General features: G+C 70.5%; 19 protein-coding genes. 8 read left to right on the top strand and 11 right to left on the bottom strand.

Annotated elements, in window-relative coordinates:
- Position 1 precedes the first annotated feature (1 nt).
- A complete protein-coding gene (locus ACZ7MY_RS32980; protein WP_499607131.1) occupies positions 2 to 1,057 on the top strand; it encodes an ABC transporter ATP-binding protein in 1,056 nt (351 codons plus the stop codon).
- A complete protein-coding gene (locus ACZ7MY_RS32975; protein ID WP_499607127.1) occupies positions 1,050 to 2,162 on the top strand; it encodes an ABC transporter ATP-binding protein in 1,113 nt (370 codons plus the stop codon). Before ACZ7MY_RS32980 ends, ACZ7MY_RS32975 begins: the two co-directional genes overlap by 8 nt.
- Before the next feature lie 63 nt (positions 2,163 to 2,225).
- Here the strand turns inward: ACZ7MY_RS32975 and ACZ7MY_RS32970 are convergent, their stop codons facing one another.
- The 5 genes from ACZ7MY_RS32970 to ACZ7MY_RS32950 all read right to left on the bottom strand — a co-directional run bounded on the left by ACZ7MY_RS32970 (position 2,226) and on the right by ACZ7MY_RS32950 (position 9,171).
- Positions 2,226 to 3,191, bottom strand: coding sequence for a phosphotransferase (locus tag ACZ7MY_RS32970; RefSeq protein ID WP_499607124.1), 966 nt, complete (start codon positions 3,189 to 3,191; stop codon positions 2,226 to 2,228).
- Positions 3,192 to 3,345: 154 nt separating this feature from the next.
- Positions 3,346 to 5,043, bottom strand: a complete 1,698-nt coding sequence (locus tag ACZ7MY_RS32965; protein WP_499607121.1) for an ABC transporter family substrate-binding protein — start codon at positions 5,041 to 5,043, stop codon at positions 3,346 to 3,348.
- A gap of 31 nt (positions 5,044 to 5,074) precedes the next feature.
- Positions 5,075 to 7,147, bottom strand: coding sequence for an ABC transporter ATP-binding protein (locus ACZ7MY_RS32960; RefSeq protein WP_499607118.1), 2,073 nt, complete (start codon positions 7,145 to 7,147; stop codon positions 5,075 to 5,077).
- Positions 7,144 to 8,136 carry an ABC transporter permease gene (locus ACZ7MY_RS32955; protein WP_499607116.1) on the bottom strand — a complete coding sequence of 331 codons (993 nt, stop codon included), beginning with the start codon at positions 8,134 to 8,136 and terminating at the stop codon, positions 7,144 to 7,146. Before ACZ7MY_RS32955 ends, ACZ7MY_RS32960 begins: the two co-directional genes overlap by 4 nt.
- A 54-nt stretch (positions 8,137 to 8,190) precedes the next feature.
- A complete protein-coding gene (locus ACZ7MY_RS32950; protein WP_499607113.1) occupies positions 8,191 to 9,171 on the bottom strand; it encodes an ABC transporter permease in 981 nt (326 codons plus the stop codon).
- 407 nt (positions 9,172 to 9,578) lie between these two features.
- Between ACZ7MY_RS32950 and ACZ7MY_RS32945 the strand changes: the two genes are divergently transcribed.
- Genes ACZ7MY_RS32945 through ACZ7MY_RS32925 form a run of 5 tightly spaced genes read left to right on the top strand, consistent with a single transcriptional unit; the run spans position 9,579 to position 15,185 of the window.
- Positions 9,579 to 11,204, top strand: a complete 1,626-nt coding sequence (locus tag ACZ7MY_RS32945; RefSeq protein WP_499607111.1) for a peptide ABC transporter substrate-binding protein — start codon at positions 9,579 to 9,581, stop codon at positions 11,202 to 11,204.
- 5 nt (positions 11,205 to 11,209) lie between these two features.
- Positions 11,210 to 12,133, top strand: a complete 924-nt coding sequence (locus tag ACZ7MY_RS32940) for an ABC transporter permease (protein ID WP_499607108.1) — start codon at positions 11,210 to 11,212, stop codon at positions 12,131 to 12,133.
- A complete protein-coding gene (locus ACZ7MY_RS32935; protein WP_499607105.1) occupies positions 12,126 to 13,127 on the top strand; it encodes an ABC transporter permease in 1,002 nt (333 codons plus the stop codon). The genes ACZ7MY_RS32940 and ACZ7MY_RS32935 overlap by 8 nt, the downstream gene beginning before the upstream one ends.
- The gene (locus ACZ7MY_RS32930) at positions 13,127 to 14,152 is read left to right on the top strand and encodes an ABC transporter ATP-binding protein (protein ID WP_499607102.1); all 1,026 of its coding nucleotides are present in this window, start codon (positions 13,127 to 13,129) and stop codon (positions 14,150 to 14,152) included. Before ACZ7MY_RS32935 ends, ACZ7MY_RS32930 begins: the two co-directional genes overlap by 1 nt.
- Positions 14,136 to 15,185: an ABC transporter ATP-binding protein gene (locus tag ACZ7MY_RS32925; protein WP_499607100.1), complete on the top strand. Its 1,050-nt coding sequence runs from the start codon at positions 14,136 to 14,138 to the stop codon at positions 15,183 to 15,185. The genes ACZ7MY_RS32930 and ACZ7MY_RS32925 overlap by 17 nt, the downstream gene beginning before the upstream one ends.
- Before the next feature lie 114 nt (positions 15,186 to 15,299).
- Here the strand turns inward: ACZ7MY_RS32925 and ACZ7MY_RS32920 are convergent, their stop codons facing one another.
- From ACZ7MY_RS32920 to ACZ7MY_RS32900, 5 genes are all read right to left on the bottom strand, one after another.
- Positions 15,300 to 16,370 (bottom strand): ABC transporter ATP-binding protein, encoded by a 1,071-nt coding sequence (locus tag ACZ7MY_RS32920; protein ID WP_499607235.1) that lies wholly within the window; start codon positions 16,368 to 16,370, stop codon positions 15,300 to 15,302.
- Positions 16,371 to 16,405: 35 nt separating this feature from the next.
- Positions 16,406 to 17,497, bottom strand: coding sequence for an ABC transporter ATP-binding protein (locus ACZ7MY_RS32915; protein WP_499607097.1), 1,092 nt, complete (start codon positions 17,495 to 17,497; stop codon positions 16,406 to 16,408).
- A gap of 37 nt (positions 17,498 to 17,534) precedes the next feature.
- A complete protein-coding gene (locus ACZ7MY_RS32910; RefSeq protein ID WP_499607095.1) occupies positions 17,535 to 18,512 on the bottom strand; it encodes an ABC transporter permease in 978 nt (325 codons plus the stop codon).
- A gap of 80 nt (positions 18,513 to 18,592) precedes the next feature.
- On the bottom strand, positions 18,593 to 20,374 hold the full coding sequence (locus ACZ7MY_RS32905; RefSeq protein WP_499607093.1) for an ABC transporter substrate-binding protein: 1,782 nt from the start codon (positions 20,372 to 20,374) through the stop codon (positions 18,593 to 18,595).
- An 86-nt stretch (positions 20,375 to 20,460) separates the two neighbouring features.
- Positions 20,461 to 21,489, bottom strand: coding sequence for an ABC transporter permease (locus ACZ7MY_RS32900; RefSeq protein WP_499607090.1), 1,029 nt, complete (start codon positions 21,487 to 21,489; stop codon positions 20,461 to 20,463).
- Positions 21,490 to 21,945: 456 nt separating this feature from the next.
- On the opposite strand from ACZ7MY_RS32900, the gene ACZ7MY_RS32895 reads away from it, so the two are divergent.
- The gene (locus tag ACZ7MY_RS32895) at positions 21,946 to 22,977 is read left to right on the top strand and encodes a hypothetical protein (RefSeq protein WP_499607087.1); all 1,032 of its coding nucleotides are present in this window, start codon (positions 21,946 to 21,948) and stop codon (positions 22,975 to 22,977) included.
- 14 nt (positions 22,978 to 22,991) lie between these two features.
- On the opposite strand, the gene ACZ7MY_RS32890 is transcribed toward ACZ7MY_RS32895, so the two are convergent.
- Positions 22,992 to 25,124, bottom strand: a complete 2,133-nt coding sequence (locus tag ACZ7MY_RS32890) for a S9 family peptidase (protein ID WP_499607084.1) — start codon at positions 25,122 to 25,124, stop codon at positions 22,992 to 22,994.
- Positions 25,125 to 25,269 lie beyond the last annotated feature (145 nt).

Here is a 25,269-nt window from a genome sequence, read left to right as displayed (position 1 = left end):
CGTGACCATCATCGACAAGAACGCGGACGTGCCCGCGCCCCGTACCGGGGACGCCACCTCTCCGCTGCTGGAAGTGCGCGACCTGCACGTGGAGTTCCACACCCGGGACGGCGTCGCCAAGGCCGTCAACGGCGTGAACTACACGGTGTCGGCCGGCGAGACGCTGGCGGTGCTGGGTGAGTCCGGCTCCGGCAAGTCCGTCACCGCGCAGGCGATCATGGGCATCCTCGACATGCCGCCCGGAAAGATCCCGCAGGGCGAGATCCTCTTCCAGGGCCGGGACATGCTCAAGATGTCCGGCGAGGAGCGCCGGAAGATCCGCGGCCGCAAGATCGCGATGATCTTCCAGGACGCGCTGTCCTCGCTGAACCCGGTGCTCACCGTCGGCTACCAGCTGGGCGAGATGTTCCGGGTCCACCAGGGCATGTCCAAGAAGGAAGCCAGGGCCAAGTCCATCGAGCTCATGGACCGGGTCCGCATCCCGGCGGCGAAGGAGCGGGTCAACGACTACCCGCACCAGTTCTCCGGCGGCATGCGCCAGCGCATCATGATCGCGATGGCGCTCGCCCTGGAGCCCGAGCTGATCATCGCCGACGAGCCGACCACCGCGCTCGACGTGACGGTGCAGGCCCAGGTCATGGACCTGCTCGCGGACCTGCAGCGCGAGTACAACATGGGCCTGATCCTCATCACCCACGACCTCGGCGTGGTCGCCGACGTCGCGGACAAGATCGCCGTGATGTACGCGGGCCGGATCGTCGAGACCGCGCCCGTCCACGAGATCTACAAGCGCCCGGCGCACCCGTACACCAAGGGCCTGCTGGAGTCGATCCCGCGCCTGGACCAGAAGGGCCAGGAGCTCTACGCGATCAAGGGCCTGCCCCCGAACCTGCTGCGCATCCCCTCCGGCTGCGCCTTCAACCCGCGCTGCGAGATGGCGCAGGACATCTGCCGCACCGAGGTCCCCGCGCTGCACCGGGTGACCGAGAAGGACGGCAGCGAGCTGCCGGGCCGCGGCAGCGCGTGCCACTTCTGGAAGGAGACGATCCATGGCTGACGTCACCAAGAACGACGAGGCCGTCTCCGACGAGGTGGCGGCGGTCGAGGCCGCCATCGCCAAGCCGGTCGAGCGCGGCGAGCCCATCCTCCAGGTGCGCAACCTGGTCAAGCACTTCCCGCTGACCCAGGGCATCCTCTTCAAGAAGCAGGTCGGCGCCGTCAAGGCGGTCGACGGCATCTCCTTCGACCTGTACCAGGGCGAGACCCTGGGCATCGTGGGCGAGTCCGGCTGTGGCAAGTCCACCGTCGCCAAGCTGCTGATGAACCTGGAGCGGGCCACCGCCGGCGAGGTCTTCTACAAGGGGCAGGACATCACCAAGCTGTCCCGCCGCGCCCTGAAGGCCGTGCGCCGGAACATCCAGATGGTGTTCCAGGACCCGTACACCTCGCTGAACCCGCGCATGACGGTCGGCGACATCATCGGCGAGACCTTCGACATCCACCCCGAGGTGGCCCCGAAGGGCGACCGGCGCCGCAAGGTGCAGGAGCTGCTGGACGTCGTCGGCCTGAACCCGGAGTACATCAACCGGTACCCGCACCAGTTCTCCGGCGGCCAGCGCCAGCGCATCGGCATCGCCCGTGGCCTGGCGCTCAACCCGGAGATCATCATCTGCGACGAGCCGGTCTCGGCGCTGGACGTCTCGGTGCAGGCGCAGGTCATCAACCTGATGGAGAAGCTGCAGGACGAGTTCAACCTGTCCTACATCTTCATCGCGCACGACCTGTCGATCGTCCGCCACATCTCCGACCGCGTCGGCGTGATGTACCTGGGCAAGATGGCCGAGATCGGTACCGACACCGAGATCTACGACCACCCGACCCACCCGTACACCCAGGCCCTGCTGTCGGCGGTGCCGGTTCCGGACCCCGAGGCGCGCGACCACCGCGAGCGCATCATCTTGAGCGGTGACGTGCCCTCGCCGGCCAACCCGCCGTCCGGCTGCCGCTTCCGCACCCGCTGCTGGAAGGCCCAGGACCGGTGCGCCACCGAGGAGCCGCTGCTGGCCGTCCCGCAGCGCTTCAAGGGTGACGACACCCCGGCCGCGCACGAGTCGGCCTGCCACTTCGCCGAGGAGAAGGACGTCGTCCACGCGGTGAACTGAGCACCACCCGCACCACCCACGAGGGGCGCCCGCGCGAACACCGCACGGGCGCCCCTCGGGCGTTCACGGCCGTACGGGACGGTCGTCCGGCCCGGCGAGGGCGAGTGCGGTGAGGAAGGCCCCCTGGTGCGGGTCGGCCCAGTCGTCGCACTCGGTGGCGTCCAGGAGCGTCCAGATGCCCCACTCGACCTGCATGTAGCGCACGGCCACCGGCCACAGCGCCACCTCGGCCGCGGTCAGCGCGCAGTGGCGGCGGTAGGCGCCCTGGAAGACGGTCCATTCGCGGGGCGTGAACGGCCGTGGCGGGGCGGCCGGCGACTCGGTGTGGAAGAGCAGCAGCGCCAGTGCGAGGTCGAGCAGCCGCGGCGCGTACTCGGCGTTCTCCGGGTCGACGAGCACCGGTCCGCCGGCGGCGTAGACCAGGTTGTTCGCCTTGAAGTCCATCGACGCGACGACATGCGGCAGGCCCCCGTCGCGCAGGGCGGGCATCAGTTGCGTCATCAGCGTCCGGGACCACCGCTCCAGCCGGGCCGTCGCAGCCTCCCGGACGGCCGGGGCGTGGCGCTCCAGGGCGGGGCGCAGCGCGTCGAGTTCGGCCTCGAGGTCCGCCGGTTCGTGGTCCGGCCAGGTGAAGGCCGGGACGCCGGCGGGGCCGTCGGCGCTGTGCGCGTGCAGCCGTCCCAGCAGGTCGCCCGCCGCCTCGATGTCCGCGTCCGTGCCGGAGTAGGGGCGGCCCTCCACCCAGGGATAGGCCACCCAGGCCTCCTCGCCCATCCGGGCCGGGTTCGTGGCGGGCCCGTCGAGCGGGGTCACCACCGGTACGTCCCGCGCCGCCAGGGCGCGCGTCCAGCCGGCGAGGGCCGCCGCCGCGGACTCCGGCGAGGCGGCCCTCTTCAGCACCGCCTCCGTACCGGCCACGCGGCACCGGAAGACCGGTGAGTGCGGGTGGAGCGAGCGGGCGGGACGGTCGCCCGGCGCCACCCCGAAGTGGGCGAAGACATGGGCGTACGGCAGCGAGTTCTCGAGCATGGGCGGGGGATCCTGTCCTGCCGGAGGGCCGGTGCGTGCGGGGCCGTCGACGGTCCCGCGGCGACGGCCCCGCACGCGCCACGGGAACGAAGGGGTCCGCCCCGTCACCGGGTGGTGACGGGGCGGACGAGGTGCCGGGAGCCGGCGGGGCGGCCTACTTCAGGAAGCCGATGTTCTCGTAGCGCAGGTCCTGGAAGCCGAAGGCGCCGATGTTGACCAGGTTCTTCTTCACCGCGTAGATGTCGGGGCGCTGGTACAGCGGCAGCAGGTTGGCCTGCTGCCAGATCAGCAGGTCCGAGGCGTTGGCGTCGGTGATCGCCTGGGCCGGGTCGGTGTCCGCGGCGGCCTTGTTCATCGCCGTGTCCAGTTCGTCGCTGCCGACGCCGGTGTAGTTCTGCTGGATGTTGTCGCCCACGGGCTTGGCGTAGATCGACTTGGTCGACGACACCGGGAAGGGCGTGCCGAGCCAGGAGAAGGCCGTCAGGTCGAAGCTGCCGGTGTTGACGTACTTGTCGAAGAACTCCTGCAGCGGCACCGACTTGATGTTCATCTTGATGCCGACCGCCTTGAGCATCGGCTGCATCAGCTTGCCCTCGTTGGCGGAGGTGCTGACGTTCGCCGGGATGACGAAGTCCAGCTCCAGGGTCTTGCCGTCCTTGGTGCGGAACTCGCCGCCCTGCTTCCAGCCGGCCTCGTCCAGCAGGCTCTTGGCCTTGGCCTGGTCGAAGACGCCGATGCCCGCGGCGTTGTCCTTGTACCCCTTCTGGTTGGTGACGAAGAAGTGGTTGTTGAGCGGCTTGGCGTCCCAGTCCAGACCCTGCAGGTCGGACTCGGCGATGGCCTGCCGGTTCAGCGCGGACATGATGGCCTGGCGGACCTTGACGTCCTTCAGCGGGCCGCGGGCGCCGTTGAAGGTGACGTGGCGGTAGTTGGGGCCGGCCGCCTTGCGGATGTCGGCGCCCTTGACCTCCTTGGCCTGCTTGTAGGCGGCCGAGTCGGGGCCGACGTTGAAGAAGTCGACCTCGCCGTTGGCGAAGGCGCCGGCGGTGGCGTCCGAGTCCAGGGCCCGGTAGATGATCTTGTCCAGGATGGCCTTGTTGCCCCACCAGGCGTCGTCGCGCACGACGGTCAGGGTCTTGGTGGTCTTGTCGATGCCCTGGAACTTGAAGGCGCCCGAGGTGACCGGGAACTTGCCCAGGTAACCGGTGTTGAAGCCGTCCGGGGTGCCGATGACCTGGGCCGGGTACAGCGGGCTGAACAGGCTCTTCCAGTCACCGAAGGGGCTGGAGAAGGTGACCACGGCCTCCTGGTCGTTCGCGCCCTTGGCGACGCCGCTGATCAGCTCGTAGCCGGTGCTGGAGGAGATCTTGTACTTGGCGTCCTTGCCGTTCAGCGCCTTCCAGCTGGCCTCGAAGTCCTTCCAGGACAGCGGGGTGCCGTCGGACCACTTGGCCTTGGGGTTGATCTTGTACGTGACGACCTGCTTGCCGGAGCTGTCGGAGGCCTCCGCCGAGGTCAGGTAGTCCGGGTTGGGGGCGACCGTGCCGGTGGCGTCGGACATCATGATGATCGGCATCACGGCGCGCTCGACGTCGAAGCCGTCGGCCAGGGTGCCGTCGACCTGGTTGTAGTTGAAGTTCTCGGCGATCTCGCCCAGCGGCCAGTTCACCGTGCCGCCCTGCTTGAGCTGGTCGCGGTCGGTGGCCTTGATGTTGTTGACGCTGGACTTGGGCACCGAGTTCTTCTTGGACCCGGCGGCGTCCTTCCCGTCCCCGCCGCCGCACGCGGTCAGGGTCAGCGCGCTCGCCGTGGCCAGCGCCACCACGGCGACGGACATACGTGTTCTGTTCAACGGACTCTCTCTCCTGTTGCGGGGTGGGAAATCACACGACGGTGACGGCGGCGGCGAAGTGGCAGGCCGCGGTGTGGTCGCCCGCCAGTCCGGTCGGTGCCGGGTCCTCCTCGCGGCACCGGCCGCGGTCGGACTCGTCCAGGGAGGCGAACTTCGGGCAGCGGTTGCGGAATCGGCAGCCGGTCGGCACGTCCGCGGGGCTGGGAAGGTCACCGGTGAGCAGGATGCGCCTGCGTTCGCGCTCCTTGCGGGGATCGGGCAGCGGCACGGCGGAGAGCAGCGCCTGGGTGTACGGGTGGGAGGGCGCTTCGAAGGCCGCCTCGGCGGTGCCGAGTTCGACGATCCGGCCCAGGTACATCACCGCGATGCGGTCGGCGATGTGGCGTACGACGGACAGGTCGTGCGCCACGAAGAGGTAGCTCAGGTTCATGCGCGCCTTGAGCTCGTCCAGCAGGTTGAGCACACCGGCCTGGATGGAGACGTCCAGCGCCGAGACCGGCTCGTCCAGGACGACCAGCTTGGGCTCCAGCGCCAGCGCCCGCGCGATGCTGATGCGCTGCCGCTGACCACCGGAGAACTCCGCGGGGAAGCGGTCCACGTGGTCCGGGTCGAGGCCGACCTGGCCCAGCAGCTCCGGCACCCGGGCGGCGACGCGGTCCCGGGACCAGCCGTGGGTCTTCAGCGGCTCGGCGAGGATGTCGCCGACCGGCATCCGCGGGTCCAGCGCGGCCATCGGGTCCTGGAAGACGACCTGCAGGTCGCGGCGGAGCGCCTTGCGCTCGGCGCCCTTCAGGCCCCGGATGTCCTTGCCGAAGACGGTGACCGTGCCGGACTGCCCGGAGGGCAGGTCGAGGATCTCCAGCAGCGTGGTCGTCTTCCCGCAGCCCGACTCGCCCACCAGGCCCAGGGTCTCGCCCTCGCGGATGTCGAAGCTGATGCCGTCGACGGCACGCACCTCGCCCACCTTGCGCTTGACGACCGCGCCGTAGAGCAGGGGGAAGTGCTTGACCAGCCCGTTGACCTCCAGCACCGGGGCGCGGTCGTGGCGGGGCACGGAGTCCGCCGGGGCCTCGGGCAGCGGCGGCACCGGGTAGATGGTCGCGGGGTCCAGGGCGCCGCCCGCCACCAGTTCGTGGCTGCGGTGGCAGGCCGTGGGGTGGTTGCCGCCGTCGCGCACGGTCAGTTCGGGCTCGACGCGCCGGCACAGGTCGGTCGCGATGGGGCAGCGGGCCGCGAAGGGGCAGCCGTCCGGCAGGTCCACCAGCGAGGGCGGATTGCCGTCGATCGGGGTCAGCGCGTGGCGTCCGCCGTCGTCGAGCCGGGGGATCGAGCCGAGCAGGCCGATGGTGTACGGCATGCGCGGGGAGTAGTAGACGTCGTCCACGGTCCCCGTCTCCACGGGGCGGCCCGCGTACATCACCTGGACCCGGTCGGCGAAGCCGGCCACCACGCCCAGGTCGTGGGTGATCATGACGATCGCGGCGCCGGTGACCTCCTGGGCCTTCTTCAGGACGTCCAGGATCTGCGCCTGGATGGTCACGTCCAGGGCGGTCGTCGGCTCGTCGGCGATGATCACCTCGGGGTCGTTGGCGATCGCCATGGCGATCATCGCGCGCTGGCGCATGCCGCCGGAGAACTCGTGCGGGAAGGCGTCGGCGCGCCGCGCCGGGTCGGGGATGCCCACCAGTTCCAGCAGTTCGACCGCGCGCTTGCGGGCCGCGTCCTTGTCCAGGTCCTGGTGGATCCGCAGCGCCTCGACGATCTGGTCGCCGACGGAGTAGACCGGGGTCAGCGCGGACAGCGGGTCCTGGAAGACCATCGCGATGTCCTTGCCGCGGATCTCCGTCATGTCCCGGTCGTCCAGCTCCAGCAGCTCGCGGCCGTGCAGCTTGACCGAGCCCTTGATGTCGGCGGTCTCCGGGAGCAGCCCGAGGACCGCGAGGGAGGACACGGACTTGCCGGAGCCGGACTCGCCGACGATGCCGAGGACCTCGCCGGGACGCACCGAGAAGGACACGCCGCGCACGGCCCTGACCGGCCCGGCCTCGCTCGGGAAGGAGACGTGGAGGTCGGTGACCTCGAGGGCGGGGGGCGTCTCGCTCACGACGTGCGTCCTTCCTTGGTGGTGCTCTTGGCCGTGCTCTTGGAGGTGCGGGGGGCGCGGGCCTTGGCGCCGCTGGAGTTGGGGTCGAGCGCGTCGCGCAGGCCGTCGCCGATGAAGGCGATCGACAGGCAGATCAGCACCAGGCACCCGGCCGGGAAGTAGAACAGCCACGGGAAGGACGGGGCCGCCGGGGTGCCGGTGGCGATGACCGTGCCCAGGGAGACGTCGGGGGACTGCACGCCGAAGCCGAAGTACGACAGGCTGGTCTCGCCGATGATCGCCGCGCCGACCTGGATCGTGCCGTCGATGATCAGCATCGAGGCCATCGACGGCAGGATGTGCCGGAAGATGATGACGGGCGCGGGTACGCCCATGTACTTGGCGGCCTTGACGAACTCACGGTCCTTCAGGGTGAGCGTCATGCTGCGGACCACCCGTCCGGTGATCATCCAGCTGAACCCCGCCAGCAGCACCACGAACACCAGCCAGGTGGTGCCCTGGAACAGGGGCGAGAGCACCGCGATGATCAGGAAACTGGGCATCACCAGCAGCAGGTCGACCACCCACATCAGGGAACGGTCCGTCCAGCCGCCGAAGTAGCCGGCGCTGGCGCCGACCGCGGCGGCGACGAAGGTGCAGATGAGGCCGGTCAGGATGCCGATGACCAGGGACTTCTGCATGCCGCGCGCGGTGAGCGCGAAGAGGTCGGAGCCCGTCTGGTCGGTGCCGAACCAGTGCTCGCCCGAGGGCGGCTTCTGGAAGGCGGTGAAGTCCAGCTCGGTGTAGTCCCACTTGTAGAACAGCGGCGAGACGTAGGCCATCAGGAAGAGCAGCACCAGCATGACCAGCCCGAACAGGGCCATGCGGTTGCGCGAGAAGCGGACGGCGGTGAGCCGGAGCCGGCCGCTCACGCGGCGCCGGGCGGGCTGGTCGCCCGGCACGGCGGACGCCGGTGCGGGAGGCTGCACGGAAGGGGTCTGGACGGCCATGGGTGGAGGCTCCTGGGAACGCGGGATCGGGGCGGCGGAGGGGTGCGGTGGGTCTCAGCGCACCCGTACGCGGGGATCGAGCGCCGCGTAGAGCACATCGGACAGCAGGCCGGCGATCAGCACCACGCACGCCGTGAACATGCCGACGGCGGCGACCGCGTTGACGTCGTTGGTGCTGATGGAGTTGACGAGCCACTCGCCCATGCCGTGCCAGCCGTAGATCTTCTCGGTGAAGGTGGCTCCGGTGAAGAGCAGGACGACGTTGTAGACCAGCAGCGGGACCACCGGGAGGACCGCGGTGCGCAGGCCGTGCTTCATCAGCGCAGCCCGCCGCGTCAGGCCCTTGGCCCGGGCGGTGCGCAGGAAGTCGCTGCCGAGCACGTCCAGCATGGTGCTGCGCTGGTAGCGGCTGTAGAGGGCGACCTGGATGACGATCAGGGTCAGGCTGGGCAGCAGCAGGTGCTGCAGCCGGCTGGCGAGGATCTCACCCGTCCCGGTCAGCCCGGGATCGTACTCGCCCGTGTACTCGATGACCTTGTGCCCGACGGCGTCGTTGATGTCGATCGCCCAGAGCTTGAAGGTCACCGCGATCACGAACACCGGCATGGCCAGGACGAAGAACGAGGCCAGTGTGGTCACCCGGTCCGACGTCCGGTACTGCCTGATGGCCCCCCAGGCGCCCATCAGGACACCGCCGATGGAGCCCAGGATGGTGGCGATCAGCAGCAAGCGGGTGCTCACGCCGACGCGCCGGCCGAACTCGTCGTTGACCTCACCGCCGGTGACGGTCCGTCCGAGGTCCCCGTGGGCCACCCCGTTCGCCCAGTGGGCGAAGCGGACCACGACCGGGGTGTCGGGGTTGAGGTTGTATTCGTTCAGGGTGGCCGTCACCGAGGAGGCCGCCACCGGGGGGTTGCGGCCGGCGAAGTTGGCCCGCGGGTTCAGGCTGATCGCCGCCAGGAAGTACGTGAGTGAGGCCGCGATCAGAACCAGCGCCACGTTGTTGATCAGTCGGCGCAGCAGGTAACGGCCCACGGCTCACACTCTCAGTCGGTTCGTTTCGAACGAATAACAAGATTGAACTTTCTTCGCCGGCCGCTTCTGACATAGTGGTGTAGCACGGCCGAAACATTTGAACTCCGGCCGTCTGCGCAGGTCGTGCGTATTCCGGCCGGGCTTGCAGGGTTGATGGGACTTTCGCAACCGAATTATGGCCACGTCAACGAGCACCGGTTCGTCGTGATGGATCCTTTATTTTTTTGGTCGAAATTTAACCTGACTATCGGGATGCCCCTCATTGACGGATCGGTGCATAGGGAAAACCCTCTGTCCCCCTCGTGGTCACCCCGGGCCGGTGAGCCGCTGTGCAATATGTATGGGTTTGCGATGTCATGGTGAGTCTCGTGTCCTTCATGGCGTAGAGCTCCCCGAGGAGGCATCCGATGCGACGGAGCGCGGCGAGGTGGGCCGTCTGCGCGGCCGCGGCCGCCCTGGTGGCGACGGGCTGCGGAGGCGGGGACGGGGGCGGCGGCACCGGCGGCCCGGGTGTGTTCAGCGCCTCGTGGACCGATCCGCAGAATCCTCTGGAGCCCGCCAACACCAATGAGGTGCAGGGCGGCAAGGTGCTCGACATGATCTTCCGCGGCCTCAAGCGGTACGACCCGAGGACGGCGGTCGCCGAGAACGTCATCGCCGACTCGATCGCGACCACGGACCAGCGGACCTTCAGGATCAGGCTCAAGGACGGCTGGACCTTCGGCAACGGCGAGAAGGTCACCGCCGATTCGTTCATCGACGCCTGGAACTACGGCGCGCTCGTGACGAACAAGCAGATCAACGCGTCCTTCTTCCGGTACGTCGAGGGCTACGGGAAGGTCCATCCGGAGTCCGGGAAGCCGTCCGCCGCGAAGCTCTCCGGGCTGACCCGGCAGGACGACCTGAACTTCACCGTCAGGCTCAACCAGAAGTTCTCCACCTGGCCAGACACCCTCGGCTACGCCGCCTTCATGCCCCTGCCGAAGGCCTTCTTCACCGACCACGCCGCCTGGCTGAGGAAGCCTGTCGGCAACGGCCCGTACCGCGTGGAGTCCTACACCAAGGGCCAGGGCATGCGGCTGCGCGCCTGGGACGGGTACAAGGGCGACGACGCGGCCGTCAACGGCGGCGTGGACCTCAAGGTCTACACCGACAACAACACCGCCTACACCGACCTCCAGGCCGGCAACCTCGACCTCGTCGACGACGTCCCCGCCGCCCAGTTGCGGAACGTCAAGACCGACCTGGACGGCCGCTACCTCAACACCCCGGCCGGCATCATCCAGACCCTGGCCTTCCCGCTCTACGACAAGGCCTGGTCGGGCAGGAACTCCGAGAAGCTCCGCCAGGGCATCTCCATGGCCGTCAACCGCCCGCTGATCACCCGGCAGATCTTCCAGAACACCCGCATCCCGGCCCGGGACTGGACCTCACCCGTGCTCGGCGCGGACGGCGGCTTCGACGACACCCTGTGCGGCCGGGTCTGCGACTACGACCCCGCCCGGGCCAGGCAGCTGGTCAAGGAGGGCGGCGGCCTCCCCGGCGGCACCATGAGGATCACGTACAACGCGGACGGCGGCTCCCACAAGGACTGGGTCGACGCGGTCTGCAACAGCATCAACAACGCGCTCGGCAAGGACGACGCCTGCGTCGGCGATCCCGTCGGCACCTTCGCCGACTTCCGCAACCAGATCGTCAACAAGCGGATGCGCAACCCGTTCCGGGCCGGCTGGCAGATGGACTACCCGCTGATCCAGAACTTCCTGCAGCCGCTGTACTACACCGACGCCTCGTCCAACGACGCGCACTTCAGCGATCCCGACTTCGACCGGCTCGTCGACCGGGCGAACGCCGAGAGCGACCCCGCCAGGGCCGTCGAGACCTTCCAGCAGGCCGAGCGGATCCTGCCGCGGCAGGTCCCCGCGATCGCCCTGTGGTACCAGAACGGCAGCGCGGGCTGGTCGCAGCGGCTCTCCGGCGTCGCCCTCAACCCCTTCAGCGTCCCCGTCTTCAACCAGATCAAGGTCAGCTGACGCCCATGGGACGGTACGTCATCCGCCGTCTGCTGCAGATGATCCCGGTCTTCGCCGGCACCACCGTGCTCATCTTCGTCATGGTGTACGCGCTCGGCGACCCGGTCCAGGCCCGCTGCGGGGACCGCGCCTGCGACCCCGCGACGGCCGCGCAGATCCGCCACGACCTGTACCTGGACCACCCCTTGTGGCAGCAGTACCTGCGCTACATGGGGCAGATCTTCCGGGGCGATTTCGGGATCGCCTGGAACGGGCAGCCGGTCACCGAACTGCTGGCCTCCGCCCTGCCCGTCACGCTGCGGCTGACGGTCCTCGCCGTCCTCCTCGAGATCGTCATCGGCATCACCCTCGGCGTCCTCACCGGCCTGCGCCGCGGCCGTCCCGCGGACACCGCCACGCTGCTCGGCACCCTCGTCGTCATTTCCGTGCCGACCTTCGTGACCGGCTACGTGCTGCAGTACCTGCTGGGCGTCAAGTGGAACGTCATCGCGCCCTCGGTCTCCTCCGAGGCCCGGTTCGACGAGCTGATCGTGCCGGCGTTCGTGCTGGCCCTGACCTCGCTCGCGTACGTCACCCGGCTCAGCCGCACCTCGGTCGTGGAGAACGTCCGGGCCGACTACGTCAGGACCGCCGTCGCCAAGGGGCTGCCCAGACGCCGGGTGATCACCCGTCACCTGCTGCGCAACTCCCTGATCCCGGTGGTCACCTTCATCGGCACCGACATCGGGGCGCTGATGGGAGGGGCCATCGTCACCGAGCGCATCTTCAACATCCACGGTGTGGGCTACCAGCTCTACCAGGGCATCCTGCGGCTGGACTCGGCGACCGTGGTGGGCTTCGTGACGATCCTGGTCATCGTCTTCCTCCTCGCCAACCTGCTGGTCGACCTCCTCTACGCCGTCCTCGACCCGAGGATCCGCTATGCCTGAACCGCGCAACCACCCCGACGAGGCCATGGAGCCGGCCGGCGGGACGGGAGCCGCCATGGGGCTGGGCCAGGACGAGGCACGCACCCTGGAGCGGACGCCGGCCCCCGGTACGGCGCCGGGCGTCCCGGCCGGCCGGGACGGCGCCGACCGGCCCCGCAGCCTGTGGTCGGACGCCTGGCGGGACCTGCGGCACAACCCGGTCTTCGTGATCGCCGCGCTGGTCATCCTGTTCCTCGTCGTCATCTCCGTCTGGCCGCAGCTCATCGCCCCCGGCAACCCGCTCAGCTGCGACCTGGACCACTCCCAGCAGGGCTCCTCGCCCGGCCACCCCTTCGGCTTCGACACCCAGGGGTGCGACGTGTACACCCGGGTCGTCCACGGGGCCCGCGCCTCGCTCACCGTGGGCATCTGCGCCACCGTCGGCGCCGCCCTGCTCGGCGCGCTGCTCGGCGGCCTCGCCGGCTACCACGGCGGCTGGGCGGACGCCGTGCTCTCCCGGGTGAGCGACATCTTCTTCGGCATCCCGATCGTCCTGGGCGGGCTGGTGTTCCTGTCCGTGGTCACCGGGACCACCGTGTGGCCGGTGGTGGGCTTCATCGTGCTGCTCGGCTGGCCGCAGATCGGCCGCATCGCCCGCGGCTCGGTGATCACCGTCAAGCAGAACGACTACGTCCAGGCCGCCCGGGCGCTCGGCGCCGGCAACACCCGGTTGCTGCTGCGGCACATCGCGCCCAACGCGGTCGCGCCCGTCATCGTCGTCGCGACCATCGCGCTCGGCACGTACATCTCCCTGGAGGCCACCCTGTCCTACCTCGGCGTCGGGCTGAAGCCGCCCACCGTCTCCTGGGGCATCGACATCTCGCAGGCCTCCACCCAGATCCGCAACGCCCCGCACATGCTGCTCTGGCCGGCCGGGGCGCTGAGCGTGACGGTGCTGGCCTTCATCATGCTCGGTGACGCGGTGCGCGACGCCCTCGACCCCAAGCTGCGCTGATGGACGGAGGAACGATGGCCGCCGCGGCCCCGGACGAGCCGCCCCTGCTCGACGTACGCGACCTGCACGTGGAGTTCCGCACCCGGGACGGCGTCGCCCGCGCCGTCAACGGGGTCTCGTACGCGGTGCGACCCCGCCAGACGCTGGCCGTGCTCGGCGAGTCCGGCTCCGGCAAGTCGGTGACCGCGCAGGCCGTCATGGGCATCCTCGACTCGCCGCCCGGGTTCGTCACCCGCGGCGAGGTCCTCTTCCACGGCGAGGACCTGCTCACCATGGGCGCCGAGGAGCGCCGCAAGGTCCGCGGCGCCAGGATGGCGATGATCTTCCAGGACGCGCTGTCCGCCCTCAACCCCGTGCTGACCGTGGGCGACCAGCTCGGCGAGATGTTCCGGGTGCACCGCGGGATGTCCCGCAAGGACGCCCGGGCCCGGGCGGTGGAGCTGATGGACCGGGTGCGCATCCCCGCGGCCCGCGACCGCGTCGGGCAGTACCCGCACCAGTTCTCCGGCGGCATGCGGCAGCGCGTCATGATCGCGATGGCGCTCGCCCTGGAACCCGAGCTGATCATCGCCGACGAGCCGACCACCGCGCTCGACGTCACCGTCCAGGCCCAGGTGATGGAGCTCCTGGCGGAGCTGCAGCGCGAGTACGGCATGGGTCTGATCCTCATCACCCACGACCTCGGCGTGGTCGCCGACGTCGCCGACCACATCGCGGTGATGTACGCCGGGCGCATCGTGGAGACCGCGCCCGTCCACGACATCTACCGGGCGCCCGCGCACCCGTACACCAAGGGCCTGCTGGAGTCGATCCCGCGCCTGGACCGCAAGGGCCGCGAGCTCTACGCGATCAAGGGCCTGCCCCCCAACCTGCTGCGCATCCCCTCCGGTTGCGCCTTCCACCCGCGCTGCCCGCTGGCCCGCGACGTGTGCGCCACCGACGAGCCGGAGCTGTACCGGGTCGGCGCCCGGCGGGGCAGCGCCTGCCACTTCTGGAGGGAGTGCCTCGGTGAGGACCAGCGGTGAGCCCGTGCTCCAGGTGCGCGGGCTGTACAAGCACTTCCCGCTGACCCAGGGGATCGTCTTCAAGCGGCAGGTCGGCGCGGTGAAGGCGGTCGACGGCGTGGACCTCGACCTGCACCGCGGCGAGACCCTCGGCGTCGTCGGCGAGTCCGGCTGCGGCAAGTCCACCGTGGCCCGTCTGCTGGTGCACCTGGAACGGGCCACCAAGGGGGAGATCCTCTACCGGGGCGAGGACGTCACCAGGCTGTCGGGCCGGGCCCTGAAGGCCGTGCGCCGGAACATCCAGATGGTCTTCCAGGACCCGTACACGTCGCTGAACCCGCGCATGACGGTCGGCGACATCGTCGGCGAGCCGTACGAGATCCATCCGGACGCCGCGCCCAAGGGCGACCGCCGCCGCCGGGTGCGCGAACTGCTGGAGGTGGTCGGCCTCGACCCCGAGCACGTCAACCGCTATCCGCACCAGTTCTCCGGCGGCCAGCGGCAGCGCGTCGGCATCGCCCGCGGGCTGGCGCTGCGCCCCGAGGTCATCGTCGCCGACGAGCCGGTCTCGGCGCTGGACGTGTCGGTGCAGGCGCAGGTCGTCAACCTGATGGAGCGGCTGCAGGACGAGTTCGACCTCTCCTACCTCTTCATCGCCCACGACCTGTCGATCGTCCGGCACATCTCGGACCGGGTGGCGGTGATGTACCTGGGGCGGATCGTCGAGACGGGCGACGGCACCCAGATCTACGACCACCCCACCCACCCCTACACCCAGGCGCTGCTGTCGGCGGTGCCGGTGCCGGACCCCGGGGCGCGCGCGCACCGCGAGCGCGTCATCCTGAGCGGCGACGTCCCCTCACCCGCCGATCCGCCCTCCGGCTGCCGCTTCCGCACCCGCTGCTGGAAGGCGCGCGAACGCTGCACGCTGGAGGTGCCGGAACTCGCGGTGCCCGCGGTCTTCCGCGGGGTGGACTCCCCGGCGGCGCACGCCAGCGCGTGCCACTTCGCCGAGGAGAAGACGGTGGTGCCGCCGGAGGCCCCGGGCGAGTGAGCCGCGGAGCAGCGCGCCAGGCGAACCGAGCCACAAAGAGGCACGACCCGCGCCCGGTGGTGCAGGGGTGTGGGCGCGGGTCGGGCTCCGAACGGAGACGTCTGTCGGCCCGGGTCAAGGGGTCCTGTCGGCGGGCGTCTCCTCGATCGCGGCCAGTGCCGGGTCGAGGACGACGTCCTCGCCGCGGGCCGCGGTCGTCGGCTCCTCGGGGAAGTGGCACGCGCTCAGGTGACCCTCCCGGTTCCCCTCCAGGCGGACCAGGGGAGGTTCCTCGGTGGCGCACCTGTCCTGCGCCTTCCAGCAGCGCGTGCGGAAGCGGCAGCCGGACGGCGGCGAGACGGGCGAGGGCACGTCGCCGGCGAGGCGGATCCTCTCCGTCGTGTGGCGGTCGTCCGGGTCAGGCTCGGGCGAGGCGGACAGCAGGGCGTGGGTGTACGGGTGGCGGGGCCGCTCGTAGATGTCCCGGCGCTCGCCGACCTCCACGATCCGCCCGAGGTACATCACCGCCACGCGCTGCGAGAAGTGCCGTACCACCGCCAGGTCGTGGGCGATGAACAGGAAGGCGATGCCCAGTTCCCGCTGCAGGCGCTGCAGCAGGTTCACCACCTGGGCCTGGATCGAGACGTCCAGCGCCGACACCGGCTCGTCGGCCACGATGAGCTTCGGCTCCAGCGCCAGTGCCCGGGCCACCCCGATGCGCTGCCGCTGGCCGCCGGAGAACTCGTGCGGGAAGCGGTTGTAGTGCTCCGGGTTGAGGCCGACGGTCTCCAGCAGCTCGCGCACCCGCTTCTCGCGGCCGCCCGGCGGGTCGATCCCGTTGATCTCCAGTGGCGCCGAGACGATGTGCCCGACGGTCTGCCGCGGGTTCAGCGAGGCGTACGGGTCCTGGAAGATCATCTGGATCTCGGAGCGGATCGGGGCCAGCTCCCTGCGCGAGGCGTGCGTGATGTCCCGGCCCCGGTAGCTGATCCGTCCCGCGCTGGGCTCCAGCAGCCGGGTCACCAGCCGCCCGGTGGTGGACTTGCCGCAGCCCGACTCGCCGACCAGGCCGAGGCTCTCGCCCTCGGCGATGGTGAAGTCGATGCCGTCCACCGCCCGCACGTCCGCCACGTGGCGCTTGACCAGGAAGCCGCCCCGGACGGGGAAGTACTTGCGCAGCCCGGTCACTTCGAGCAGCGGGCCCATGGTCTCCCCCGGCGCGTGGTCCTGCTGCGGGGCGCTCACCGCGCACCTCCGCCCAGCCGGGGCCGGATCTGCCCGGTGAAGATCTCCCGTTTCCGCTCCCGCCCCAGGTGGCAGGCGGAGCCGTGCCGCTCGTCCTCCGGGATGGCGGGCCGCTCGGTGGTGCAGCGTCCGCCGCCGACCTCCCCGGTGAAGCCGCAGCGCGGGTGGAAGGGGCAGCCGGAGGGCGGGGCGAGCAGGCTCGGCGGGCTGCCGGGGATCGGGGACAGCGGCAGGTCCACCGGCGCCGACAGCCGCGGGATGGAGGCCAGCAGGCCCCAGGAGTAGGGGTGTTCGGGTGCCTTGAGGATCTCGTGCACGGTGCCGCGCTCCACGCAGCGCCCCGCGTACATCACCATCACGTCGTCCGCCGTGTTGGCGACCACGCCCAGGTCGTGGGTGATGATGACGATCGCCGTGCCCGTCTCCCGCTGCAGGTCCTTCAGCAGGTCGAGGATCTGCGCCTGCACGGTCACGTCCAGGGCCGTCGTCGGCTCGTCCGCGATGACCAGCGCCGGGTCGCAGACCAGCGCCATCGCGATCATCGCGCGCTGCCGCATGCCCCCGGAGAACTGGTGCGGGAAGTCGTCCACCCGCAGCCGCGGCTGCGGGATGCCCACCCGGGCCAGCATCTCGATCGCCCGCTCCCGGGCGGCCTTCTTCGAGGCCCCCATGTGCTTCATGTACGGCTCGGCGATCTGCCGGCCCACCGAGTAGTACGGGGAGAGCGCGGTCAGCGAGTCCTGGAAGATCATCGCCATCTTCCGGCCGCGCAGCCGTTCCAGGGTCCGCTCGGAGGCACCCGTCAGCTCCTGCCCGTCCAGCACGATCTCGCCGCGGACGGTGGTGTTGCGGCGGTCGTGCAGACCGAGGACCGCCAGGTTGGTGACCGACTTGCCGGAGCCGGACTCGCCGACGATGCCCAGGGTGCTGCCGCGCTCCAGGTCGAAGGAGAGCCCGTCGACGGCCTTGACCACGCCGTCCTCGGTGGCGAACTGCACGTACAGGTCGCGGACCGACAGGAACGGCCCGGACGGCGCGGGGTCCCCGGGCCCGGGCGGCCCCGCCTCGGTCTTGGTGAGGATGCTCAACGGTGCTTCTCCTCTGCGTGCCGGCAGGCGTCCCGGCTCACGACAGCCTGATCCGCGGGTCGATGAGGGCGTAGGCGGCGTCGACGACGATGTTGCAGACGACGATGATCGTGGCGCCGATCAGCATCACGGCCATCTCCAGCGGCAGGTCGCTGCGGAGCACGGCCTGCACGGACAGCAGGCCGAGGCCGTGCAGTCCGAAGGTGACCTCGGTGATGATCGCGCCGCCCAGGACGGCGCTCAGGTCGATGCCGAAGATGGTGATGATGGAGGCGGCGGCGCCGCGCAGCGCGTACCGCAGGAAGACGTAGCGGGAGGACATGCCCTTGGCGCGGGCGGCCCGGATGTGGTCCTCGGACAGCTGCTCCACCATCAGCGAGCGGGTCTGCCGGCTGTAGTTGGACCAGAAGATCACCGAGAGCACCAGGCAGGGCAGGATCAGCCCCTGCACCGAACCCCACGGGTCGTGCGACCAGTCGGGGTCGTGCCCGCGGTCCAGCACGTGCCAGCTGCTCGCGAACAGGCCGATGGCGATCGGTCCGAGGAAGTAGATCTGCACGGAGTTGCCGACCAGCGAGACGCCGCTGGCGATCCGGTCGAAGGCCTTCCCCTGCTGCCAGGCGGAGACCAGCCCGAGGCCGACGCCGACGCACAGGAAGACGGTGGCGCCGCCGATCGCCAGCGACAGCGTCGTCGGGTAGCGGTCGGCGATGGTGTCCCAGACGAGTTGCTGGTCGGCGAAGGAGTAGCCGAAGCACGGCGCCGGGCAGTGGCCGATGGGCATGTCCCGGCCGGCGAAGATGCCGACCATGAAGTGCCAGTACTGGGTCCAGATCGGCAGGTCCAGGCCGAGGTTCTTGCGGATCAGGGCCACGTTCTGCGGGCTGCAGTTCTTGCCGCAGGACAGCAGCGCCGGGTCGGAGGGCAGGAAGAAGAAGAGGAAGTACGTGATGGCGCTGATCAGCAGCAGGATGACCAGCGCGCCCAGCACACGGCGTACCAGGAAACGCAGCATGGGTCAGGCTCTCCGTCGGTTCCGTCGGGACGCCGGTCCCGGCCCGGGGAGAGGCCGGGACCGGCGTGTCTGCGCTGGGCCTACTGCTTGACGAAGATCGTGTTGGGGTTGATCGTCCCGTAGACCTCGTTGTAGGTGACGCCGCCGAGGCCCGAGCCGTGGATGTTGAAGTACTTGTCGAAGATGAACGGGATCTGCGACGTGTCGTTCTTCAGCACGTACTCGGACAGCGTCCGCCACTCGTCGTTCTGCTGCTTGATGTCCGTGATCGCCAGGATGCGGTCGATCTCGGAGTTGACGTGCTCGTCGTTGAGGAACGAGTAGTTGTTGGTGCCGTCGGCGAGGTTGCGGCCGTCCATGGTCGGCGGGACCACGGTGGAGGCGCTGGGCCAGTCCGCGCCCCAGCCGGTGCGGTAGATGTCGTACGGGGTGTCGAGCTTGCCGACGACCGTGTAGTACGAGGTCGGGTCGATCGCCTTGCGCTGGACGTCGAAGCCGGCCTTCTCCAGCGCCTTCTCGATGGTCAGCGAGACGTTCTGCCAGCGCGGGGTGTTGGCGTAGGCGTAGGAGAGCTTCACCTTGCCGGTGACCCCGGCCTCCTTCAGCAGCTCCTTGGCCTTCTCGACGTCACCGGTGGGCTTGTCGAGCTTGCCGAAGGGGTCGTACTTCTTCCAGCCGGCCACGGTCGGGCTGAGCAGCGTGGTGCCGAGCTCGCCCTGCGCGCCGCCGCCGAAGGCCTGCTGGACCTGGGTCATCGGGAAGGCGTACATGATCGCCTGGCGGACCTTCGGGTCGGTGATCCGCTTGGTGTTGATGTTGATGACCTCGACGTACGGCTGGTACTGGTTCACCGTCCGCGACTTGTACTGCGCGTCCGTCGTCAGCGTCTGCATCTTCGACGGGTCGGAGGAACCGGAGAGGTTCACCGCGTACTTGTCGTCGCCGTCCTCGGCGGCGAGCCGGTTGGTCAGGCCGGGCTCGGCGATGCCCAGCTGGAAGTTCCAGCTGTCCGGGTAGGCGTTGCGGATCGGGTCGGTCTTCGGGTCCCAGTTGGTGTTGCGCTCGAAGACCAGCTCCTTGCCCGGCTTGTAGCTGGCGATCTTGTACGGGCCGGTCGCGACCGGGTGGTTGTTGTACTTCTGCTTGTCGTCCTTCGCCTTCGGCACCGGCGAGATGTTCGGCATCGCGGCCGCGTAGGGGGCGTCGGCGTGCGCCTCCAGGAAGTGGAGGACGATGGTCTTGTCGTCCGGCGTGTCGATCTTGTCGGCCGGGATCTCCTTGCCCTCGTACGGGCCCGTGTAGGTCTTGCGGTATTCGGCGCCGTAGAGCCACTTCTGGATGTACTGCGGGCCCTGCGTCTGGTAGTCGGCGAACAGCCGCTCGATGCCGTACTTGACGTCCTTGGAGGTGACGGGGGTGCCGTCCTCGAACTTCAGGCCGTCCTTGAGGGTGAAGGTCCAGGTCTTCGCGCCGTCGGAGGGCTTGCCGGTGTCGGTGGCGAGGTCGCCCACCAGGATCGTCTTGCCGGTCTTGGCGTCGATCTTGTAGCCGGTCAGCGAGCGGTTGTAGAGCAACTGGACCGACAGTTGGTCGCTGACGTACTGCTGGCCGGGGTCCAGGTAGTCGAAGCCCGCCTGGTCGAGGTCGTACGCCGTGCCGCCCTTCCTGGCCCCCGGGACCTCCGGGGCGGGGCCCTTGGAGTCGGCGGCCGTACCGATGCCGAAGTTCTGCACGGTGGCCTTCTTGCCCTCGCCGCCGCCGGTGCCCGTCCCCCCGCCGCCACCGCTGCTGCACGCGGCGGACAGTGTCAGAGCTCCCAACGCCAGGAACGCGGAGGCGTGACGCGCCTTGCGAATTCTCATTGTTCCCTGCCTGTCAGTGAACCGAACTGCGGATACCGGCGCGCCCGGTCTCCCCCCACAGGGGCCCGGCGCGGCGGCTTGGACACCTAGCGCACGGTCTTGGGATCGAGTGCGTCCCGGACCGAATCCCCGAGCAGGTTGAAGGCCACCACGAAGATCACCATGGCGATGCCGGGGAAGAACATGAAGGTGACGTCGGATTCGTAGTACGCCGCGGCCTGCTGGAACATCAGCCCCCAGTCCGGGGTGGGCGGCAGAATTCCGACACCGAGATAGGAAAGGCCCGCCTCGGCGGTGACGTTCACCGGCAGCAGCAGGGTCGACTGGACGAGGATCGTGGACCAGATGTTCGGCAGCAGCTCCTTGCGGATGATCCGCGCCGGGGAGGCGCCGCTGATCCGCGCGGCCTCGATGAACTCGCGCTCGCGCAGGCTCAGCACCTGGGCCCGCACCAGCCGGCCGACGCTCATCCAGCCCAGCACGAACTGCACGATGACCAGTGCCGCGATGCGGACGTAGGTCGGTTCCTCGTCGCGCGGGGAGACGAAGAGCGCCACGATCACCGGGGTGAAGGCGATGAAGAACAGCTGCTGCGGGAAGGACAGCATCAGGTCCGAGAACCGGCCCAGGAAGTAGTCGGTGCGCCCGCCGAGGTAGCCCTGCACGAGCCCGATCAGCACGCCGACCACGACGGAGACCGTGGTCACGGCGAGGGCGATGCCCAGCGAGGTGCGGATCCCGTAGATCAGCAGGGTGAACACGTCCCGGCCGAGCTGGGGTTCGAGCCCGAACCAGAAGTCGCCGTCGATGCCGCCGTTGGGCTTGAGCGGGATCCCGTAGCTGTTCAGCAGCCCGAGGTCCTGGCCGTACAGCTCGTACGGGTTCTTGCCGTACACCTTGGAGATCAGCGGCGCGGCCATGGCCACGACCAGGTAGAAGACCACGACGCCGGCGCAGATCACTCCGGTGCGGTCGCGCCGGAAGCGCAGCCAGGCCAGCTGTCCCGGGGAGCGCCCGACGAGTTCCGAGGGCTCCTTCCCGGTGCCCTCGACGTGGGCGGGTGCCTCTGCCGGAACGGGTTCCGGCCGGTTCGCGGCCGTGCTCGGACTGGACATGGTCATCTGCCCCCGCACCAAAGAGATTTGGCGGCGCATGTGAACGCCCGTGGCTAGCTAGCCGGTATTGGGCAATGGATTTGGCGGCCAGTCAAGGGGGTGAAGCGACCGGAAGACGAGATCGCCGTTATCTTGGGGCAAGGTTTTGGATATTGTCGTGAACGCGTGCTTGACAGCTTCCGCGGCCGCTCGGCGAATGCGGTGGATTCAGGATGAATTTCTTTTACACGCACGCAACTTGATCGAAGCGTCACCGATATACGGACGCGCCACGCTGAGCAGCGTACGGCCGTGCGGGTGCCGTGGGCCGGCCGGGGCGAACGTGCGTCGCCCCGGCCGGCCGCCCGTACGCCGCCGCGCGCCGCCGCGCGCCGGCGGTGAACGGCGAGGCGGCCCGCTGCGTATCCCCTGCGAAGGCCAAACGACAGTGCTGCCGGAAGGGCCGGGGAGGTGGCCGTGCGGCGGGCGTATCGGCTCGGAGGAGTGGTCTGCGCCGCCCTGGGGGCCGCGGAGGCGGTCTGGCTGGGCCAGGACCTCGTGCAGTTCCGCGCGGAGGGCGCCGTCAAGGTGTGGGCCGGGCTGGCGGTGCCGGTCGGCGGGGCACCGCTCGTGACCTCCACCGTGGACCTGCTGCTCCTCGCGCTCTACGCGGCCGCCGCGGTCGCGTCCCTCAAGCCCGGCGGCGTCGGGGTCCTCGGGGCGGCCTCGGTGGTCACCCTGGCGCTGCGCACCCCCACGGCGTACCTGCTCGCCCCCGCCGCGGGCGGCGGGGCGCCGGGGCTGCAGGGGGCGCTGCTGCTGACCGCGGCCGGGCAGGTCGCCGGCGCCCTCGTGCTGCTCGTGGTCGTACGGCGCACCGGCCAGGACGCGCCCGCCCCGCCACGGCCCGCGGCGGGCGTGCTGGCGGGGATGCTGCTGCTGGTGGTCGCGCTCATCGCCGGGGTCCTGGAGTTCTCCCGGCGCTCCGACCCGAACGCGCCGCTGCCCCCGGGCTTCTTCTGGCGCACCGCCACGGGCGGCTACCTGGTCGACTCCCAACTGGGCGCGCCCTACGAGTGGCTGGTCTGGGCGACCGCCGGGCTGGCCGCGGCCGCGGGCCTCGCCGCGTTCTCCCGGGCCCCGTTCGCCCGGCCGCTGGGCATCTCCGTGGCCGGACTGCTGGCGGTGACCGCGGTCCCGGTGATCGGCACCTCCCGGATCGACGCCCCGGCCGCCGACGACTTCGCCGCCGCCTTCGCGGTGGGCGCCGCCCTGGTGGTGACGCTGCTGCTCGTGCCCGGTGACCTCGCTGCGGTGGGCGTGCCCGGCGGCGACCCGTACGTGGAGGCGGAGGTCCCGGCGGCCGCCGACAACCTGTCCATGCCGCTCTACGAGCAGACCGCCGTCCTCCCCGTCTTCGGCGCGTACGGGCAGCCGCCGCCCGGCCCCGGTACGGGCCCCGGCCCGGGCTCCGAGGCGCGGGCGGCCTACCTGCAGAACCCGCCCTGACCCGCCGGGACGCCCTAGTCCCGCCCGACGCCCAAGGAGCGCTTGAGGAACGCGACCTGGAGCAGGAGCAGGTTCTCGGCGACCTCCTCCTGCGGCGTCATGTGCGTGACGCCGGACAGCGGCAGCACCTCGTGCGGGCGTCCGGCGGCCAGCAGCGCGGAGGAGAGCCGCAGGGTGTGCGCGGCCACCACGTTGTCGTCGGCCAGACCGTGGATGATCATGAGCGGCCGGACCTCCTCGGCCGGGTCCGTCAGGCCGGCGTCGGTGACCAGGGAGTTGGCGGCGTACACCGCCGGCCGCTCCTCGGGGTGGCCGAGGTAGCGCTCGGTGTAGTGCGTGTCGTACAGCCGCCAGTCGGTGACGGGGGCGCCCGCCACCGCCGCGTGGAAGACGTCCGGACGCCGCAGCACGGCCAGCGCCGCCAGGTAGCCGCCGTAGGACCAGCCGCGGATGCCCACCCGGGTGAGGTCCAGCGGGTAGTGGCCGGCCAGCGCGTGCAGCGCGTGGACCTGGTCGTCGAGCGTGACCCCCGCGAAGTCGCCCGCGATCGCCTTCTCCCAGGCGGGGGAGTGCCCGGGGGTGCCCCGGCCGTCCGCGACGACGACCGCGAAGCCCTGGTCGGCCAGCCACTGCGCCTGCAGGTAGCCGCGCTGGGCGCTCACCACCATCTGGCCGTGCGGCCCGCCGTAGGGGTCCATCAGCACCGGCAGCGGGCCGTCGTCCGCCCGGTACCCCGAGGGGAGCAGCACCGCCGCCGGCACCCCGCGCTCGCCGGCGCCGACCAGCACGGGGCGCGCGGTGAGGACCGGGGTCTCGGTGTACGAGGCGATCTCCGCCACCTCCTCGCCGTCCCGCAGCACCCGCACGGAAGTGGCCGCCGACCCCAGTGACGCGGAGGACAGCACCGTGACGCCCCCGGCCCGCACCGCGGAGTGCACCCCCGGCGCGGTGCTCAGCCGGACCGGTCCGCCCGGGCCCCCGTCGGCGCGGTACACATGGATCTCGCCGATCTCCGGGTCCTTGGCGCCCGGTCCCGCGGAGGCCGACAGCAGGACCGCGTCGCCGTCCCGCCCGAGCATCGCGCGTACGTGCAACTCCGGCCCCGTCCAAGGCTGTTCGCCGACGAACAGCGACCGTGCGCCGTCCTCGTCGGAGATCCGCACGAGGCGTTCGCCGGACGTCCACGCGGGCACCCCGGCGAAAAGATCAAGCCAGATTTGATCGCGGTCCCGGTGTACCTCCCGGGTGCCCCCGGTGGCGGTGTCCACCGCCAGGTACAGCTGCTCGCGCTGGTCGCGGGTCTGGACGAGCAGCAGCGGCGGGCCCGCCGCCGACCAGTGCACCTGCGCCAGGTACGGGTAGCGCTCGCGGTCCCACTCCACCGCGGTGGCCGTGCCGTCCAGCGTCAGCAGCGCCAGCGTGACCTCGGCGTTCGGCGTGCCCGCGGCCGGGTAGGCCACCTCGGCCGGCGCCTGCCCGGGGTTCGCCGGGTCGGCGATCCACCAGCGGCGGACCGGGGACGCGTCCACCCGGGCCGCCAGTACGCGGTCGCCGTCCGGCGACCACCAGTAGCCGCGGCTGCGGGACATCTCCTCGGCCGCGATGAACTCGGCCAGCCCGTAGGTGACGTCCGGGCCCTCGGGCTCGGCCAGCGCACGGTCCCCGCCGCCGTCCGCGGCCACCACGCGCAGTGCGCCGTCCGTCACGTAGGCCACCAGGCGGCCGTCCGGCGACGGGCGCGGGTCCACCACCGGGCCCGGCACGGCGATCTCCCGGGCGGTGCCCGCCCGCAGTTCCGCGGTGAACAGCCGCCCGGACAAGGCGAACGCGGCGATCTCGACCGCGTCGTCGGTCGCGTGGCCGACGATCCCGGCCGAACCCTCCCGGCTGCGCTCGCGGCGCGCCCTCTCCTGCGGCGACAACTCCTCCGCCGTACCGGACAGCAGCACCTCGGGGTCCGCCGCGACCCGCTCGGTGCCGGACTCCAGGTCCAGCACCCACAGCAGGTGCGAGCGGTCGGTGCCGGTACGGGAGCGCAGGAAGACGACCCGGCCGCCGTCCGGCGACACGGTGAAGGCGCGCGGGGCGCCGAGCGAGAACCGCTGCGTGCGGGCGTACTGCCGCGGGAACGAGAGCGCTTGCGTCATGGGGGGAGTGTGCCACCGCCCGCCGGCGGGCCCCGCGCACGCCAACCGCGAGATCCGGCCATGCGCCCCCGCGTGCTCCCGTGCGACGAGCTATGCGGTGCGCCACAAAGTTATGATCCACTGCCGAGAGTGGGTAACAACCGGT

The organism is Streptomyces sp. NPDC111520 (assembly GCF_055635295.1).
This window is presented reverse-complemented; position numbering and strand designations above follow the sequence as displayed.

Excerpts from the sequence above, each read along its gene's own strand:
- ACZ7MY_RS32975 (WP_499607127.1), top strand. The coding sequence starts at position 1,050 with ATGGCTGACGTCACCAAGAACGACGAGGCCGTCTCCGACGAGGTGGCG.
- ACZ7MY_RS32970 (WP_499607124.1), bottom strand. The coding sequence starts at position 3,191 with ATGCTCGAGAACTCGCTGCCGTACGCCCATGTCTTCGCCCACTTCGGG.
- ACZ7MY_RS32955 (WP_499607116.1), bottom strand. The coding sequence starts at position 8,136 with ATGGCCGTCCAGACCCCTTCCGTGCAGCCTCCCGCACCGGCGTCCGCC.
- ACZ7MY_RS32945 (WP_499607111.1), top strand. The coding sequence starts at position 9,579 with ATGCGACGGAGCGCGGCGAGGTGGGCCGTCTGCGCGGCCGCGGCCGCC.
- ACZ7MY_RS32940 (WP_499607108.1), top strand. The coding sequence starts at position 11,210 with ATGGGACGGTACGTCATCCGCCGTCTGCTGCAGATGATCCCGGTCTTC.
- ACZ7MY_RS32935 (WP_499607105.1), top strand. The coding sequence starts at position 12,126 with ATGCCTGAACCGCGCAACCACCCCGACGAGGCCATGGAGCCGGCCGGC.
- ACZ7MY_RS32930 (WP_499607102.1), top strand. The coding sequence starts at position 13,127 with ATGGACGGAGGAACGATGGCCGCCGCGGCCCCGGACGAGCCGCCCCTG.
- ACZ7MY_RS32920 (WP_499607235.1), bottom strand. The coding sequence starts at position 16,370 with ATGGGCCCGCTGCTCGAAGTGACCGGGCTGCGCAAGTACTTCCCCGTC.
- ACZ7MY_RS32910 (WP_499607095.1), bottom strand. The coding sequence starts at position 18,512 with ATGCTGCGTTTCCTGGTACGCCGTGTGCTGGGCGCGCTGGTCATCCTG.
- ACZ7MY_RS32905 (WP_499607093.1), bottom strand. The coding sequence starts at position 20,374 with ATGAGAATTCGCAAGGCGCGTCACGCCTCCGCGTTCCTGGCGTTGGGA.
- ACZ7MY_RS32900 (WP_499607090.1), bottom strand. The coding sequence starts at position 21,489 with ATGTCCAGTCCGAGCACGGCCGCGAACCGGCCGGAACCCGTTCCGGCA.
- ACZ7MY_RS32890 (WP_499607084.1), bottom strand. The coding sequence starts at position 25,124 with ATGACGCAAGCGCTCTCGTTCCCGCGGCAGTACGCCCGCACGCAGCGG.